The sequence below is a fragment of the Variovorax sp. DXTD-1 genome (assembly GCF_003984625.1).
Taxonomy (GTDB): domain Bacteria; phylum Pseudomonadota; class Gammaproteobacteria; order Burkholderiales; family Burkholderiaceae_C; genus Variovorax.
In genome coordinates this window covers 53,623-68,972 of record NZ_RWKH01000019.1, presented here as the reverse complement: position 1 = coordinate 68,972, position 15,350 = coordinate 53,623, and the positions used below count along the sequence as shown (strand labels likewise).

Below are 15,350 nucleotides of genomic sequence, written 5' to 3'. Positions count from 1 at the left end.
CCTTGTTCGTCTGAGTTAAATGCCACGGCCGGGCAGCATGGCGGCGACAGAAACCATGTTGGTCTCATGCACTGCGACTGCACCACGCAGGTGACGCTTGTTCTTGGTGGTCTTCTTGGTCAAGATGTGACGTTTGAAGGCTTGACCGCGCTTGACGGTGCCACCGGGACGAACGCGGAAACGTTTTTTCGCGCTGCTCTTGGTCTTCATTTTGGGCATATGAATGCTCCTTTAGTTTGTGCTCGTGAGGCGCCGCGGATACTCCACGGACTTGTTGGCCCCGAGACACTTCTTTACTCCGCCCCTGCCGGCACGTCTTTCGAAGCGCCCTCAAAGGCGAAATTCTTTAAAACCCTGCTATCTCTCTGTCACTCAACCGGCCTTTTCAGGCTGCTGCAGGCGCCGACGTTTCCGACGACGCCGGCTTGACGGTACCGCCGCCTGGCTTCTTGCGGCCCGGAGCGATCATCATGATCATCTGCCGGCCTTCGAGCTTCGGGAACTGCTCGACGACGATCAGGTCGCCCAGCTCATCGCGAATGCGCTGCAGCAAAGCCAAACCGAGTTCCTGGTGCGTGATCTCGCGGCCGCGAAAGCGCAGCGTAATCTTGCATTTGTCACCCTCTTCAAGAAAGCGCTTGATGTTGCGCATCTTGATGTTGTAGTCACCATCGTCGGTACCGGGCCGGAACTTGATTTCCTTGACCTCGATGACCTTCTGCTTCGACTTTGCCTCGGCCGCCTTCTTCTGCTCGTGGTACTTGAACTTGCCGTACTCAATCAGACGACAGACAGGCGGGTTGGCCGCGGCGACGACCTCGACCAGATCCACGTCAGCCTCACCGGCGAGACGCAAGGCCTCGGAGAGACTCATAACACCCAATGGCTCGTTTTCCGGGCCTACAAGGCGGACTTCCGGGGCCATGATTTCCCGGTTCAGGCGGTGTTGGCGTTCCTCGCGGTGGCGGCGGTCGCGAAATGCAGTAGCGATGGTCAGAATCCTTCAAAAGTTGCTACAAAATCTGTAGCGGACGCCGGTCAGTTCTCGCGAACAAGCGGCATGATTGGGTCAGGCAACACATGTGAGGGTGCTTCCGGGACAAATCAACGCTTGTCAGCAATATCCTGAACGAGCCGTAGTACGAACGATTCGAGGGACATTGCACCGAGGTCTTGATTGCCCCGGGCGCGCACTGCGACGGCACCGGCTTCCTTCTCCTTGTCGCCTACGACGAGGATATAGGGAAGCTTTTGCAACGAATGCTTGCGTATTTTATACGTAATCTTCTCGTTGTGCAGGTCCAGCTGAACCCTAAGCCCTTGATTCTGCAGCGTTTTCGCCACTGAAGCGGCGTAATCGGCCTGGCCTTCGCTGATATTGAGCACCGCCACCTGCACAGGAGCGAGCCATGCGGGCAGTGCGCCGGCGTGGTGTTCGATCAGCATGCCGATGAAGCGCTCCAGGCTGCCCACGATGGCGCGGTGCAGCATCACGGGGTGGGCGCGGCCGCTCGATTCCGTGACGTACTCGCCGCCCAGCCGCTCGGCCGTGTTGAAGTCGACCTGCATCGTGCCGCACTGCCATTGACGGCCCAGCGCGTCTTTCAGCGTGTATTCGATCTTCGGGCCGTAGAAGGCGCCGTCGCCGGGCGAGATGATGAAGTCGACCCCGGAGCGGCGCAGCGCCTCCATCACCGCATGCTCGGCCTTGTCCCAGAGTTCGTCGGAACCGACGCGGTTGTCAGGCCGCGTGGCCACCTTGTAGAGGATGTCCGTGAAGCCGAAGTCGGCATACACCTTCTGCAGCTGTTCCGTGTACGCAATGCACTCGTCGAGGATCTGGTCTTCCGTGCAGAAGATGTGGCCGTCGTCCTGCGTGAAACCGCGCACGCGCATGATGCCGTGCAGCGCACCGCTGGGTTCGTTGCGGTGGCACTGGCCGAACTCGCCGTAGCGCAGCGGCAGGTCGCGGTAGCTGCGCAGGTCGCTCTTGAAGATGAGCACGTGGCCAGGGCAGTTCATCGGCTTGAGCGCGTACTCGCGCTTTTCCGATTCCGTCGTGAACATGTTGTCGCGGTAGTTCTGCCAGTGGCCCGTTTTCTCCCACAGGCTCTTGTCCAGGATCTGCGGGCCCTTCACTTCCCAGTAGCCCGTGTCGCGGTAGATGCCGCGCATGTACTGCTCCACCGCCTGCCACACGGCCCAGCCCTTGGGGTGCCAGAACACCACGCCCGGCGCCACTTCGTCGATGTGGAACAGGTCGAGTTCCTTGCCCAGCTTGCGGTGGTCGCGCTTCTCGGCCTCTTCGATGCGCTGGATGTACTGGTCGAGCTGCTTCTTGTCGGCCCATGCCGTGCCGTAGATGCGCTGCAGCTGCTCGTTCTTGGCGTCGCCGCGCCAGTAGGCACCGGCCAGCTTCGTGAGCTTGAAGACCTTGAGGAAGCGGGTGTTCGGCACGTGCGGGCCGCGGCACATGTCGACGTATTCCTGGTGGTAGTACAGGCCCATGGCCTGCTCGTCGGGCATGTCCTCGACGAGGCGCAGCTTGTAATCTTCGCCGCGCGACTTGAAGACCTCGATGACTTCGGCGCGCGGCGTCATCTTCTTGACCACGTCGTAGTCCTGCGCGATCAGTTCGCGCATGCGCGCCTCGATGGCGGCCATGTCTTCGGGCGTGAACGGGCGCTCGTACGAAATGTCGTAATAAAAGCCCTCTTCGATCACCGGGCCGATGACCATCTTGGCCGTCGGATACAGCTGCTTCACCGCATGGCCGACCAGGTGGGCCGTCGAGTGGCGAATGATCTCCAGGCCCTCGTCGTCCTTGGGCGTGATGATCTGCAGCTTGGCATCGCGGTCGATGACATCACTGGCATCGACCAGCTTGCCGTCGACCTTGCCGGCCACCGTCATCTTGGCGAGCCCCGGTCCGATGGACTGGGCAACTTCGGCCACCGAAACCGGGCCGGGGAACTCGCGGCGCGAGTTGTCGGGAAGCGTGATCTGGATCATGGAAAAACCTCGGGCGGAAAAACAAAAAAGCGCGGTGATTGCCGCGCTTTGCCTGGTGTGAGAGCTGGAAGAAACCAGCGTGCGCGGTCTACCGGCCTTTTCCTTCGAAGAAGAAAAAGCCGCGGAATCCTTGCGGAGTAGTTCGCGGTGTCATAACCAGGATGCCTTTCTCGCTCTTGTTGGGTGCAGAGACCGCGATTCTATCCGCTGCCGGTTCAGGCCACCGGCATCGGGTATTGCAAGCCCCGACGAAAAAGCCCGGCGCAAGGCCGGGCTCCGAGATCGAGGAACAGGCGAATCAGTGGAACTGTTCTTCTTCGGTCGAGCCCGTCAGCGCCGTGACGCTGGACTTGCCGCCCTGGATGACCGTGGTCACCTCGTCGAAGTAGCCGGTGCCCACTTCCTGCTGGTGCGACACGAAGGTGTAGCCGCGGTCGCGTGCCGCGAACTCGGGTTCTTGCACCTTCTCGACATAGGCCGACATGCCGCGCTGCACGTAGTCTTGCGCCAGGTCGAACATGTTGAACCACATCGAGTGGATGCCGGCCAGCGTGATGAACTGGTACTTGTAGCCCATGGCGCCCAGCTCCTTCTGGAACTTGGCAATCGTCGCGTCGTCGAGGTTCTTCTTCCAGTTGAACGATGGCGAGCAGTTGTAGGCCAGCATCTTGCCCGGGTGCACCTTGTGCACGGCTTCGGCGAACTTGCGGGCGAACTCCAGGTCGGGCGTGCCGGTTTCGCACCACACCAGGTCGGCGTAGTACGCGTAGGCAACCGCGCGGCTGATGGCCTGATCCATGCCCTTCTTCGTCTTGTAGAAGCCTTCGGCAGTGCGCTCTCCGGTCAGGAAGGGCTTGTCGTTCTCGTCGTAGTCGCTGGTGATGAGGTCGGCCGCCTCAGCATCGGTGCGGGCAATCACGAGCGTGGGCGTGCCGCAAACGTCAGCTGCCATGCGCGCGGCGATGAGCTTCTGCACGGCCTCGGTGGTGGGCACGAGCACCTTGCCGCCCATGTGGCCGCACTTCTTGACCGAAGCGAGCTGGTCTTCAAAGTGCACGCCGCCGGCGCCGGCCTTGATCATGGCCTTCATCAGTTCGAAACCGTTCAGCACGCCGCCAAAGCCTGCTTCGGCGTCGGCAACGATGGGTGCGAAGTAGTCCACATAGCCCGCGTCGCCCGGGTTCACGTTCTTCGACCACTGGATTTCGTCCGCGCGGCGGAAGGTGTTGTTGATGCGCTCGACCACGTTGGGCACCGAATCCACCGGATACAGCGACTGATCGGGGTACATCGACGAATAGCTGTTGGCATCTGCCGCAACCTGCCAGCCCGACAGGTAGATGGCCTTCACGCCGGCCTTCACCTGCTGCATGGCCTGGCCGCCCGTGAGCGCGCCGAGGCAGTTGACGTAGGGCTCGTTGTTCACCAGTTCCCAGAGCTTCTCGGCGCCGCGGCGGGCCAGCGTGTGCTCGATGGGGAACGAGCCGCGAAGACGCACGACGTCGGCCGCGCTGTAGCCGCGCTTGATGCCCTTCCAGCGGGGATTGGTGGCCCAGTCTTTCTCGAGGGCGGCAATTTGCTGTTCGCGGCTCAGTTGTTCGGTAAGGGTCTGGGGCATGGTCACTCCGTGAGGTTGATTGAAGGTTGGGCGCTGCGGCCGTGGAGTTACTTTAAGCGCAAGCAACACTCTTATGTCTTATAGAAGACATATTTTTAGCCTAGCAAAATCAATAACTTACACAGATATTTCTCCATGCAAAATTATTTTTCTCATATTGAGAAAAAATATTGCAATGCAGCAGTCGACCATTTCGCAAAGTGCAATCGCTGCTTCAGCTATGAAAAAACGATCGCGTGCAAACGCTCATTTGGCGGCGGCGTGCGCAATCCAGTCCCCGCTGCCAATCACAGCCCGCCCGCTGATCCGCGCCGGATGAATTTCGTAGACCAGGCAATCGAACTGCCGCGTTCCGGCATCCACCGCCACACGTCGCTTGATGTATTCGCCGGAGTCGTCGTCCGCAACTTCCTCGAGCACGTCGAGCGCCGCCTCCACCTCGGGCTCGATGCGGTAGATCTCGCCCAGCACGCGCCCTTTTCCGTTCAGCACCAGGCCGGGATAGGCGCCCAGGTCGTACAGGGTGCCGGCGATGGCGGCGTCGGCCACATGGATCGGTTCGGGCCGAAAGCGCGCGATGTCGTTGCGCCCGCCGCGGCGCAGCGTGCCGTAGACGAAGACATGGCCTGGTGTGCGCACGGCCGGTGCACCATCGAATTCCAGTGAATGCGGCATCATTGAATCCATCGTTCCCAACAAGCATCCCAGTCTATTGAACACCGCCGCTCCCGCCTCCAGCCGTCTTGTGGCCTATGGCTGCCTGGCCTTGAGCATGTCGCTCGTCGGCGGCTATGTCGCCCTTTCCAAACCGCTGGTGGCAGCCTTTCCGGTGCTGCTGCTCGCATGGCTGCGCTTCGGCATCGCAGCGCTGGCCATGCCGCATTGGCTTCGGCGCGCGCCCGACGAAGCGCCCATGAGCGGGCGCACGCGCGCCCTCGTCTTCCTGGAGTCGTTCCTCGGCAATTTCCTGTTCTCGATCTTCATGCTGTTCGGCGTGAGCCTCACCAGCGCGGTGTCCGCGGGCGTGATCATGGCGTCCATTCCCGCGGCCGTGGCGGTGGCAAGCTGGCTCTTCCTGCGCGAACGCATCACGGTGCGCATCGGCCTTGCCATCGGTTGCGCCGCACTCGGCATTGGCTTGCTGGCCCTCACGCCCGCGCATGCACCGGCAACTACAGACAGCGCGGCGCCCTCATCGATGCCCTGGCTCGGCAACCTGCTCGTGTTCTGCGCGGTGCTTTGCGAGACAGCCTACGCGGTGATCGGCAAGTCCCTCACCGGCCACCTGGGGCCCAAGCGGATCTCGTCGCTCATCAACCTTTGGGGCTTCGTGCTGTCGATGCCCTTCGGCATCTGGTTCGCACTGCAGTTCGACTTCTCGGCCGTGCGCATCGGCACCTGGGCCTTGCTCGTGGTCTACGCACTCGCAGCGAGCATCTGGACCGTGTGGCTCTGGATGACGGGCCTGCGCCATGTGCCCGCTGCGCAAGCCGGTGTTTTCGCGGTGATGCTGCCCGTGAGTGCGGCCCTTGTGGGCGTGCTGGTGCTCGGCGAAAGCCTCTCCGCAGCACAGCTCTTTGCATTCGCGCTCGCGCTCATTGGCGTGGTGCTGGCGACCTGGCCTGAACGCCGAAGGTGAAAACCTCGGGTTCTCCCCTCTGAAAAAACAACAACTCCCAATGAAAAAAGCTCTTTTTCCCTTGGAAACGCGTTTTTTCTCCTTTAGCATCCGCAATGCCACTGGAGACGCAAGTTTTTCATTGGTGACTGTTCAACCAAAAAAGGAAATCAACCATGGCAACTGCAAAGAAGGCTCCGGCCAAGAAAGCTCCGGCAAAGAAGGCCGCTCCCGCCAAGAAGGCTGCGGCTCCTGCGAAGAAGGCCGCACCGGCCAAGAAGGCAGCCCCCGCAAAGAAGGCTGCTCCTGCGAAGAAGGCTGCACCGGCGAAGAAGGCTCCTGCAAAGAAGGCCGCTCCCGCCAAGAAGCGCACGCCCAACGCCGCGTTCATGAAGGCCCTGACCCCCAGCCCGGCACTCGCCGCTGTGGTCGGTTCGACGCCTCTGCCGCGCACCGCAGTCGTGAGCAAGCTGTGGGACTACATCAAGAAGAACAACCTTCAAGACAAGGCCAACAAGCGCAACATCAACGCCGACGCCAAGCTGAAGGAAATCTTCGGCAAGCCGCAAGTGTCGATGTTCGAACTGGCCGCGCTGATCGGCAAGCACGTCAAGTAAGCGCTCGGGTACTGCGCGTCCATCGCGCTCCCGAATCAAAAAGCCGGCACATGCCGGCTTTTTTTTGGCCGCGAACGGCGTTCGGTTCGTCTTGCTCGTTCAGCCCCGCGCCTGCGCCGCACGCGTGATCGACGCCAGCGTGCCGCGTGTCGTGATCACCTCCGGGTCGAGCGGAATCTCGATCAGCGTGCCCGTATCGGCCGCCAGTGCGCGCAGCAGCGCGGCTTCGAACTGCGCGGTTTCCGTCACGCGTTCGGCGGCATAGCCATAGGCCCGCGCCAGGCCGCAGAAATCGGGGTTGCGGAGCGCAGTGCCGCTCGTGCGCTCCGGATATTCGCGCTCCTGGTGCATGCGGATGGTGCCGAACATGCCGTTGTTCAGCAGCACGATGATGCTCTTGCCGCCGTGCTGCGAGGCCGTCGCGAGCTCTTGCCCCGTCATCAGAAAATCGCCATCGCCCGCAATCGTGAAGGCCACCCGGCCGGTCGCAAGGTTGGCCGCAATGCCCGCCGGCACGCCATAACCCATGGCGCCGCTGGTGGGCGCCAGCTGCGTCTTGCTGCCCTTGGCAAGCCCGTGATAGCGGAAATAGCGATGCACCCAGCTCGCAAAGTTGCCGGCCCCGTTGGTAATGGCGGCATCCGGCGGCAGGTGCTTCTGCAACAGCGCAACCACCTCCGCCATGTCGACCGGGCCGCGCGGCGTTTCAGCCGGCATGCCGGCGAGCGCCTGCGGCTTCAGGTTCGCTTCGTAGTCCGCATGCGCCTGCGCCGCCCACTCTTCCCACGGCAAGGTATTGGGCGCACTCAGCACCTCGAGGCTGCGCGCCGCGGCGCTCATGCCGGCGTTGATGGCCAGGTCGGCCTGATAGACGCGGTTGAGTTCTTCCGCGCTCGCGTGGATGTGCACCAGCTTCTGCCTGGCCTTCGGCGCTTCGAGCAGCGTGTAGCCGCCGGTTGTCATCTCGCCGAGCCGCGGGCCGATGGCGATGATCAGGTCGCTGTCTTTCACGCGCTGCGCGAGCCTGGGATTGATGGCAATGCCGATGTCGCCAGCGTAGAGCGGATGGTGGTTGTCGAAGGTGTCCTGAAAGCGGAAGGCATTGGCGACGGGCAGCCGCCAGTTCTCGGCAAAGCGCTGCAGCGCCTGCGCGGCCTGCGTCGTCCAGCCGCCGCCGCCCGCAATCACCAGCGGCCGCTGCGACTGAAGCAGCAGCTCGCGCAAGGTGCGCAGTGAGCCGGGGTCGCTCCAAGGCTGAACGGCGTCCACGCGCGGCAGCGGGCGGGACGCGGTCTGCGTGCGCAGCATGTCTTCAGGCAGCACCAGCACCACCGGTCCGGGGCGTCCGTTCATCGCTGTAGAAAACGCGCGGGCCACGTATTCGGGAATGCGGCTCGCGTCGTCGATGCGCTCGACGCGCTTGGCAAAGCCCTTGGTGCTCGGCCCGAAGAAGCTGCCGTAGTCCACTTCCTGGAAGGCTTCCCGGTCACGAAAGTCGCTGCCCACGTCGCCGACGAACAGCACCATCGGCGTGGAATCCTGGAAAGCGTTGTGCACGCCGATCGATGCGTTGGTGGCACCCGGCCCGCGGGTGACGAAGCACACGCCCGGCCGCCCCGTGAGCTTGCCGTGCGCCTCCGCCATGAAGGCGGCGCCGCCCTCCTGCCGGTTGACGATGAACCGCGCGCGTTCGCGGTAGGCGTGAAAGCCGTCGAGCACCGCCAAAAAGCTTTCGCCTGGAACGCCGAACGCGATCTCCATGCCTTGCTCGACCAGGCATTCGACGATCAGGTGGCCGGCGGGTTGTGATGTACTCATGAGAAGTCGAACCTCAGCTGCAAATGTCTCCGGAATTATGTGCGCCCGCTCCCAACGCCTTGCGTTAATTCACCAAATGGTTAAATTCGTGCGATGAAAGCCGCGAAAGATTCCCCACCCGAAGCCATCGAGCCGCGCTCCCGCGATGCCGATCGCTCGCAGCTGGCCATTCTTGCGTCGGCACGCGACGAGTTCGCGCAACGGGGCCTGGCCGGCGCGCGCATGGACAGCATTGCCGCGCGCGCGGGGCTGAACAAGCGCCTCATCTACTACTACTTCGGCAGCAAGGACGACCTGTTCCTGGCGGTGCTCGAGCGCACCTATGCCGACATCCGCGAGGCCGAGCAGCAGTTGCACCTGGACGAGATCGATCCAGTCGAGGCCATCCGCCAACTGGTCTCGTTCACCTGGCACTATTACCTCGAGCACCCCGAGTTCATCACGCTGCTCAACAGCGAGAACCTGCACTGCGCCGCGCACCTGAAGCGCTCCGAGCGCATCCAGGAGATGAACTCGCCGCTGGTGCAGCTGCTCGACACGGTGCTCGAGCGCGGCAAGCGCGACAAGCTGTTCCGCGCCGGCGTCGACCCTGTGCAGCTCTACATCTCGATCGCCTCGCTCTGCTACTTCTACCTGTCGAACAACCACACGCTCTCGGCCGTCTTCGGCCGTGACCTGCGCGCGCCCAAGGCCATGGCGCAGCGCCTCTCGCACATGACCGACCTCGTGCTGGGCTACGTGCTGCATTGAGCCCTTCGGGCGCCCTTTTTCCATCTCCGGGTATTTACCGATCAGCGGCGGTTGCGCTGCGGCGCCAGCCTTCCTAGAATTGTCTAATTCACTTATTGGTGAATTAATCGATCAAGACAAGGCGGCCCGACCGCACGGAGACAACCATGAAGCAACTTGCACGCACCACTGCACTCGCCACGCTCACCTGCCTCGCCGCCTTGATGCCGGGTCTGGCATCGGCGCAGAACGGGTATCCCAACAAGCCCATTCGCGTCGTCGTGCCGTTTGCGGCCGGCAGCACCACCGACATCATTGCGCGGGCCATCGCCGACAAGATGGGCCAGAGCATGGGCCAGACGCTGGTGGTGGACAACCGCGGCGGCGCCAGCGGCACCATCGGCCAGCAGGCGGTGGCCACGGCCGCGCCGGACGGCTACACGATCATGATTCACTCGTCGTCGCACACGGTGAGCCCGTCCACCTTCGCAAAGCTCCCGTTCGACACGGTGAACGACTTTGCCGCCGTCACACCCATCTCGTCGCTGCCCAATGCGCTGGTGATCTCGCCGTCGAAGAACATCAAGACGCTGCAGGAGCTGGTCGCCGCGGCCAAGGCCAAGCCGGGCACCATCAACTACGCATCGGCAGGCCAGGGCAGCGCCACCCACCTCAACGCCGAGAAGTTCAAGATGGCCGCGAAGATAGCCGCCACCAACATTCCGTTCAAGGGCTCGGCAGAGGCCGTGACCGAAGTGCTGTCGGGCCGGGTCGACTACTACTTCTCGCCCATCGCGCCGGTCATCGGCCAGATCAAGGACGGCCAGCTGCTGGCGCTGGCCGTCGGCTCGCCCAAGCGCGCGGCAGCCCTGCCCGACGTGCCGACCACGGCTGAGGCCGGTGTGCCCGGCTCCGAGTTCAACTTCTGGATCGGCATGATGGCGCCGGCCAAGACGCCGCGCGACATCGTCAACCGGCTGCACGACGAAGTGGCGAAGGCGCTTGCTTCGCCCGAGGTCAAGGAACGCTTCCTGAAGCTGGGCGCCGATGCATGGACGCTCAAGCCCGAGCAGTTCGACGCCTACATCAAGGACGAAATCAAGACCAACGCGGCGCTGGTCAAGGCCGCCGGGCTGACGCCGGCGCAGTAATCCGCCCTTTCCTTTCTCTTCCTCTCCTTCCAACTTTTTCGGCTGAAGACATGGCTACACAACGACTCGGAATCATCATGCACGGCGTCACCGGACGCATGGGCATGAACCAGCATCTGATCCGCTCGATCTGCGCGATCCGCGCGCAAGGCGGCGTCACGCTGTCGAACGGCGACAAGGTCATGCCCGACCCGATCCTCATCGGCCGCAACGCCGAGAAGATGGAAGCGCTTGCCAAGACGCACAACATCGCCCGCTGGGGCACAGACCTGGACGCGGCGCTGGCCAACAAGGAAGACACCATCTTCTTCGACGCCGGCACCACGCAAATGCGCCCCACGCTGCTGGCCAAGGCCATCCGCGCCGGCAAGCATGTGTACTGCGAGAAGCCGATTGCCACCAACCTGAACGAAGCGGTGGAAATCGCCCGCCTGGCCGAAGGCTCCGGCCTCAAGCACGGCGCCGTGCAGGACAAGCTCTTTCTGCCGGGGCTGCGCAAGCTCGACATGCTGCGCCGCGCGGGCTTCTTCGGCCGCATGCTCAGCGTGCGCCTGGAGTTCGGCTACTGGGTGTTCGAGGGCGACCTGCAGCCCATTCAGCGCCCGAGCTGGAACTACCGCAAGGAAGACGGCGGCGGCATGATCCTGGACATGATGTGCCACTGGCGCTATGTGCTGGACAACCTGTTCGGCGAGGTCAAGTCGGTGTCTTGCCTGGGCGCGACCCACATTCCCAAGCGCTGGGACGAAGCCGGCAAGCCCTATGAGGCCACCGCCGACGACGCCGCCTACGCCACCTGCGAACTCACCGGCCACAACGGCGAGCCGGTCATCGCGCAGATCAACATGAGCTGGGTCACACGCGTTCGCCGCGACGACCTCGTGACCTTCCACGTCGACGGCACCGACGGCTCGGCCGTCGCGGGCCTCTCGAGCTGCCGCGCCCAGTCCCGCGTCGCCACGCCGCGCCCCGTGTGGAACCCGGACGAAAAACAGATGATGAATTTCTTCGACCAGTGGCAGGAGATTCCGGATTCGCAGGTGTACGACAACGGCTTCAAGATCCAGTGGGAGCACTTCATTCGCCACGTGGTCGAGAACGAGCCCTACAAGTGGACACTGCCCGAAGGCGCCAAGGGCGTGCAGCTGGTCGAAGCCGCGCTCGAGTCGTGGAAGGAACGCCGCTGGATCGACGTGCCCGCGCTGAAGGTCTGAGGCAGGCAGCATGGCACTTTCGCTGACCCTTCCCACCGCGAGCGGCTCGCTCGCACCGTATGCCTTGCGCGGCACCGCGCCGGTCAAGCCCGAAGCGGGCGTCAAGTTCAACCGCATCGCCTATTCGGCCGCGCACGTGGTGGCCGATCCGCTGGCCGCGGTGGACCCGTGGCTGCAGGCCGCAGTCGACTGGGACACCACCATCGCCTACCGCCGCCACCTGTTCTCGCTGGGCCTGGGCGTGGCCGAAGCCATGGACACCGCGCAGCGCGGCATGGGCCTGGACTGGCCGACTTCGCTCGAATTGATTCGCCGTTCGCTCGACGCGGCGAAGGACGTGCCCGGCGCGCTGGTGGCCTCCGGCTGCGGCACCGACCACCTGAACATCGACGACGTGAAGAGCGTCGACGACGTGATCCGCGGCTATGAAGAGCAGATGGCCGCCATCGAGGCGCTTGGCGGCAAGCTGATCGTCATGGCCAGCCGCGCCCTCGCCCGCGTGGCGAAGAGCCCGGCCGACTATGAGCGCGTGTACGACCGCATCCTCTCGCAGGCAAAGCAACCGGTGGTGCTGCATTGGCTGGGAGACATGTTCGATCCGGCCCTCGCGGGCTACTGGGGCAACAAGGATGTGAACGCCGCAATGGACACGGCGCTTGCCGTGATTGCCGCGCATCCGCACAAGGTGGACGGCATCAAGATCTCGCTGCTCGACAAGGACAAGGAAATTGCGATGCGCCGCCGCCTGCCGGCAGGTGTTCGCATGTACACCGGCGACGACTTCAACTACGCCGAGCTGATTGCCGGCGACGGCTTCGGCAGCGAGCCGACGCACGGCAAGAGCGACGCACTGCTGGGCATCTTCGACGCCATTGCACCGGCCGCGAGTGCGGCGCTGGGCGCACTGGCCCAAGGCAACACCGAGAAGTTCCACGCGATTCTCGGCCCCACGGTGCCGCTGTCGCGCCACATCTTTGCGGCGCCCACGCGCTTCTACAAGACCGGCGTGGTGTTCATGGCCTGGCTCAACGGCCACCAGAAGCACTTCACCATGGTCGGCGGCCAGCAGAGCACGCGCTCGCTGCCGCACTTTGCCGAGCTGTTCCGGCTGGCCGATGCGGCCAACCTGCTGGAGCAGCCGGAGCTGGCCGTGCGGCGCATGAAGACGCTGCTGGCCTTGCACGGCGTGGAAGGCTGAGCAAGTTCATGCGCGATTTCTCGCAGAACCACGACTGGCTATCGATCAACACGGCGACCATTCGCAAGCAGTCGGGCACCGAGGTGCCGCTGGACCGCATCATCGACCAGTGCGCCGAACGCGGCATTCACGCGATCAGCCCCTGGCGCGACCAGGTGGCTGCCGTCGGGCTCGACAAGATCGCGAAGCAGTTGAAGGCTCACGGCATTGGCCTCTCGGGCTACTGCCGCGGCGGCTTCTTCCCCGCGCCCGATGCGGCGGGCCTGAAGGCCGCGCTCGAGGACAACCGCCGCGCCATCGACGAGGCCAAGACGCTGAATGCGCCCTGCCTGGTTCTGGTGGTCGGCGCGCTGCCCGGCGCGCTCGACGACAAAGCGGCCTACAAGGACATCGGCCGTGCGCGCGGCGAAGTGCGCGACGGCATCGCCGCCTCGCTGGAGTACGCCCGCGAAGTCGGCATGCCGCTCGCCATAGAGCCCCTGCACCCGATGCAGGCGGCCGACCGCGCGTGCATCAACACGCTCGAACATGCGCTCGATATTTGCGACGAACTCGACGCGGGCAAGAGCGGCATGCTGGGCGTGGCGCTGGACATCTATCACGTTTGGTGGGATCCGAAGCTGCAGCAGCAGATCGCCCGCGCCGGCCGCGAGCGTCTGCTGGCGTACCACGTCTGCGACTGGCTCACGCCGACACGCGACTTGCTGTCTGACCGCGGGATGATGGGCGACGGCGTCGTGGAACTCAAGAAAATCCGGGGCTGGGTCGAAGAGGCGGGCTTTGCGGGGTTCAGCGAAGTCGAGATCTTTTCGAACCTCGACTGGTGGCAGCGGAGCGGTGACGAGACGCTTGATGTGTGTATCGAGCGGCATAAGCAGGCTGTTTGAGTTCTGGTCGGGCTTCTGTTCTGGGCGAGTGCCAAGGCCATCGGGTACTCCCCTCCGCGAATGTCCCCCGGGCTTCGCCCTCCTCCTTTATTTCGCTGCGGGGAGCACCCGATGCCCTGTGCACTGGGGCACGCTGCTGGTGTTTCGCTGATCAACCACGGCTCCGCCCAACGCACCCGTCGATGGGGTGCCTTGCGCAGCGAAATAAAGGAGGAGGCCGCAGGCCGGGGGACATTCGCGGAGAAAGGTACCCCGTCGGCGGGTGCGCATCCCTGAACAGCAGCGCTACGAAAAACAGCCACTTGTGCTGCAATTCGCCCATGGCTACCCCGACCCTCGACGACCTGCGTCGCTATGCAATTGCCCGCACGCTCTTCAAGCCCACCACCCTGCCCGGCGCGATCCGTCAACTCGGCTTCGTACAAGCCGACCCGATCCGCGCCCCCGCGCGTGCGCAGGACCTGACGCTGCGCCATCGCGTGAAGGACTACCGCGCAGGCGATCTTGAAAGCCGCTACACGCGGCTGGCCATTGAGGAAGACTGTCTCGTCAACTACGGCTTCCTTCCGCGCGAGCATCTGGCGCTGATGCATCCGCGTGAACCCAGGCAGCCATGGGACGCGGACACCCGCCGCAAGGCAGCCGATGTGCTGGCCTTCGTGCGCGAGCGCGGGCCGATGCATCCGCGTGAAGTCGAACAGCACTTTGCCCATGGCAGCGTCAAGAACTACTGGGGCGGCTCCAGCAATGCGACGACGCGGCTGCTGGACGGCCTGCACTATCGCGGCATGCTGCGCGTGGTGCGGCGCGACAGCGGCACGCGCGTCTACGAGGCCGTCACGCATGCGCCCGCCGATGAAAGCCCCGCTGGCCGCGCGCAGAGGGCCGCCGCGCTCATCGACTTGGTGGTGCGCAAATACGCACCGCTGCCCGCCGCCAGCCTGACCTACCTAGTGCGGCTGCTCGGCTACGGCGCGCCGCATCTCTCGGCGCAGACGCAGGCGGCGCTGCGCCTTGCGCGTGAAGAGCTTGCAAGCTGCCGCATCGACGGCACCATCTGGTACTGGCCGGCCGGCGAGAACCCGGCCTCGCGCCGCCACGCGCCTGATGATGAAGTGCGCCTGCTCGCACCGTTCGACCCCGTGGTGTGGGACCGCCGCCGCTTCGAGCTGCTGTGGGGTTGGACATACAAGTTCGAGGCCTACACGCCGGCGCCGAAGCGGCAGTTCGGCTACTACGCGCTGCCGCTGCTTTGGCACGACCGAGTCATAGGCTGGGCCAACGTCACTGCACCCGAAGGCCGGTTGCAGCCTTCGTTCGGCTATGTCGACCGCAAGCCGCGCAATGCTGACTTCAGTGCGGCGCTGGACGACGAACTGCAGCGCATGACGCAGTTCCTCGCCAAGCGCTGACACGCGGTCGCCTGCAAAGAAAATCCCCCGCGCTGCGGAAGGTCTGGCGCACGTGCGACAACCCGCGCCGCCGCCC

At 63.9% G+C, this 15,350-nt stretch carries 14 protein-coding genes; 8 read left to right on the top strand and 6 right to left on the bottom strand.

Going from position 1 to position 15,350, the window contains the following annotated elements:
- Nucleotides 1-15: 15 nt before the first annotated feature.
- From rpmI to EJI00_RS18210, 5 genes are all read right to left on the bottom strand, one after another.
- A complete protein-coding gene (gene rpmI, locus EJI00_RS18230) occupies nucleotides 16-219 on the bottom strand; it encodes a 50S ribosomal protein L35 (RefSeq protein WP_007832497.1) in 204 nt (67 codons plus the stop codon).
- 166 nt (nucleotides 220-385) lie between these two features.
- Nucleotides 386-1,000 carry a translation initiation factor IF-3 gene (gene infC, locus EJI00_RS18225; RefSeq protein ID WP_126748903.1) on the bottom strand — a complete coding sequence of 205 codons (615 nt, stop codon included), beginning with the start codon at nucleotides 998-1,000 and terminating at the stop codon, nucleotides 386-388.
- Between the two features lie 104 nt (nucleotides 1,001-1,104).
- Nucleotides 1,105-3,012, bottom strand: a complete 1,908-nt coding sequence (gene thrS, locus EJI00_RS18220; protein ID WP_126748902.1) for a threonine--tRNA ligase — start codon at nucleotides 3,010-3,012, stop codon at nucleotides 1,105-1,107.
- A 298-nt stretch (nucleotides 3,013-3,310) separates the two neighbouring features.
- Nucleotides 3,311-4,630, bottom strand: a complete 1,320-nt coding sequence (aceA, locus tag EJI00_RS18215) for an isocitrate lyase (protein WP_126748901.1) — start codon at nucleotides 4,628-4,630, stop codon at nucleotides 3,311-3,313.
- A gap of 246 nt (nucleotides 4,631-4,876) precedes the next feature.
- Entirely contained in the window at nucleotides 4,877-5,305 is a 429-nt protein-coding gene (locus EJI00_RS18210; protein ID WP_409514032.1) for a gamma-glutamylcyclotransferase, read from the bottom strand.
- A 37-nt stretch (nucleotides 5,306-5,342) separates the two neighbouring features.
- Here EJI00_RS18210 and EJI00_RS18205 point away from each other — a divergent pair, with 37 nt between their 5' ends.
- Nucleotides 5,343-6,269, top strand: coding sequence for a DMT family transporter (locus EJI00_RS18205; protein ID WP_126748899.1), 927 nt, complete (start codon nucleotides 5,343-5,345; stop codon nucleotides 6,267-6,269).
- Between the two features lie 155 nt (nucleotides 6,270-6,424).
- Nucleotides 6,425-6,865, top strand: coding sequence for an SWIB/MDM2 domain-containing protein (locus EJI00_RS18200; protein ID WP_019653319.1), 441 nt, complete (start codon nucleotides 6,425-6,427; stop codon nucleotides 6,863-6,865).
- Between the two features lie 99 nt (nucleotides 6,866-6,964).
- Here the strand turns inward: EJI00_RS18200 and EJI00_RS18195 are convergent, their stop codons facing one another.
- On the bottom strand, nucleotides 6,965-8,683 hold the full coding sequence (locus tag EJI00_RS18195) for a thiamine pyrophosphate-binding protein (RefSeq protein WP_126748898.1): 1,719 nt from the start codon (nucleotides 8,681-8,683) through the stop codon (nucleotides 6,965-6,967).
- Between the two features lie 93 nt (nucleotides 8,684-8,776).
- Here EJI00_RS18195 and EJI00_RS18190 point away from each other — a divergent pair, with 93 nt between their 5' ends.
- From EJI00_RS18190 to EJI00_RS18165, 6 genes are all read left to right on the top strand, one after another.
- On the top strand, nucleotides 8,777-9,433 hold the full coding sequence (locus EJI00_RS18190; protein WP_126748897.1) for a TetR/AcrR family transcriptional regulator: 657 nt from the start codon (nucleotides 8,777-8,779) through the stop codon (nucleotides 9,431-9,433).
- 146 nt (nucleotides 9,434-9,579) lie between these two features.
- Nucleotides 9,580-10,563: a tripartite tricarboxylate transporter substrate binding protein gene (locus EJI00_RS18185; protein WP_126748896.1), complete on the top strand. Its 984-nt coding sequence runs from the start codon at nucleotides 9,580-9,582 to the stop codon at nucleotides 10,561-10,563.
- A 50-nt stretch (nucleotides 10,564-10,613) separates the two neighbouring features.
- Complete coding sequence (locus EJI00_RS18180) at nucleotides 10,614-11,777, top strand: Gfo/Idh/MocA family protein (protein ID WP_126748895.1); 1,164 nt, start codon at nucleotides 10,614-10,616, stop codon at nucleotides 11,775-11,777.
- Nucleotides 11,778-11,787: 10 nt separating this feature from the next.
- The gene (locus EJI00_RS18175) at nucleotides 11,788-12,975 is read left to right on the top strand and encodes a dihydrodipicolinate synthase family protein (protein ID WP_126748894.1); all 1,188 of its coding nucleotides are present in this window, start codon (nucleotides 11,788-11,790) and stop codon (nucleotides 12,973-12,975) included.
- Between the two features lie 8 nt (nucleotides 12,976-12,983).
- Nucleotides 12,984-13,862 carry a sugar phosphate isomerase/epimerase family protein gene (locus EJI00_RS18170; RefSeq protein ID WP_126748893.1) on the top strand — a complete coding sequence of 293 codons (879 nt, stop codon included), beginning with the start codon at nucleotides 12,984-12,986 and terminating at the stop codon, nucleotides 13,860-13,862.
- A gap of 320 nt (nucleotides 13,863-14,182) precedes the next feature.
- Nucleotides 14,183-15,274, top strand: a complete 1,092-nt coding sequence (locus EJI00_RS18165) for a DNA glycosylase AlkZ-like family protein (protein WP_126748892.1) — start codon at nucleotides 14,183-14,185, stop codon at nucleotides 15,272-15,274.
- Nucleotides 15,275-15,350: the final 76 nt, after the last annotated feature.